The organism is Ruegeria sp. CE6 (assembly GCF_056537485.1).
This window is the reverse complement of sequence record NZ_JBQFRR010000014.1, coordinates 1-1,407: the sequence shown is the minus strand read 5'-3', so window position 1 is coordinate 1,407 and position 1,407 is coordinate 1. Positions and strand designations below refer to the sequence as shown.

Below are 1,407 nucleotides of genomic sequence, written 5' to 3'. Positions count from 1 at the left end.
GTGTTGGCACGATTTGCACGGCCTCTGCGGGCAGGCCAGCCTCAGTAATGCCACGCACAATCGCGGCATGGATGGCGCGCGAAGAATGAAAGCTTTCCGATCCCCCCCGCAAGATCACGGCATTGCCAGATTTCAGGCATAGCGCCGCTGCATCCGCAGTCACATTGGGGCGGCTTTCATAGATGACGCCAATCACGCCAAGCGGGGTGCGCACGCGGGCGATATGCAACCCTGTGGGCCTGTCCCATTCTGCAATCGTGGCGCCAATCGGATCGGGCTGTTCTGCAATCGCCCGCAGGCCACCCACGATATCGCGCAGTCGATCCTCGGTCAGGGTGAGGCGATCCATCATCGCCGCTGTCAGCCCTTTTCCACGTCCGCAATCCAGATCTTGCGCATTCGCGGCCAGAATATCCGCGCGGAATTTCCACACATAGTCTGCCGCGCCAATCAGGGCTGCATGTTTGCGTTCAGCCGATGCTATGGCCAAGGCGCGCGCCGCAGTTTTCGCGCCCGAGCATAGGCCGTTCATCAATCCTGTGATATCTTCTGTCACTAGCACAACCCTCCCTTATAAGGCCATGTCATCGCGATGCACCAAGGCCGCGCGCCCTGGATAGCCAAGTAATTCTTCAATCTGATCAGAATGATGGCCTGCAATAATCTTGGTTTCATCGGCACTATAGCGCGACAAGCCAATTCCGATATGCGCGCCGTCTTGGCCAAGCAGTTCTACAGGATCGCCGCGCAAGAAACTGCCTGAAACCTTATGCACCCCAGCAGGCAGCAGAGACTTCCCCAGATTGAGCGCGCGCAACGCGCCTGCGTCCAAGATCAGGCTGCCTTTGGGCTTCATTCCCAAAATCCAACGCTTGCGCGCATCTTGGGGGTCGAGTGTTGGAATAAACCATGTCACCCGCGCGCCGCCCTCAATCGCCGAAAGGGGCGCACTCAACGCCCCTTGGGCAATCGCCATGGCGCATCCTGCACTCATGGCATTGCGTGCGGCCATCAGTTTGGTTTTCATTCCACCCTTTGACAGACCCGTTCCCGCATCGCCTGCCATCGCGTCGATCTCAGGGGTGATGTCATGGATCACGGGGAAATGTATGGCGCTTGGGTCTTGTGAAGGGTTGGCGGAATAAAGCCCATCCACATCTGACAACAAAATACATTGATCCGCGCCCGCCATGGCGGCCACATTCGCCGCCAGACGATCATTGTCGCCATAGCGGATTTCATCAGTGGCAATAGTGTCATTTTCGTTGACGATGGGAACAGCACCCTGTGCGAGAAGCGTTGCAAAAGTCGCGCGCGTGTTCAAATAGCGCCGCCGATCCTCGCTATCATCCAAGGTCAGCAGGATTTGTGCGGCCGTGATCCCATGCGGGGCGAGATATTCTTCAT

General features: G+C 57.6%; 2 protein-coding genes. Both read right to left on the bottom strand.

All coding sequences use genetic code 11. From position 1 onward, the window contains the following. On the bottom strand, positions 1 to 532 hold a 532-nt coding region (locus ACR0DK_RS20500; RefSeq protein ID WP_480737926.1), incomplete at its 3' end, for an aldehyde dehydrogenase family protein. 39 nt (positions 533 to 571) lie between these two features. Beyond that, on the bottom strand, positions 572 to 1,407 hold an 836-nt coding region (gene proB / locus ACR0DK_RS20495; protein WP_480737923.1), incomplete at its 5' end, for a glutamate 5-kinase.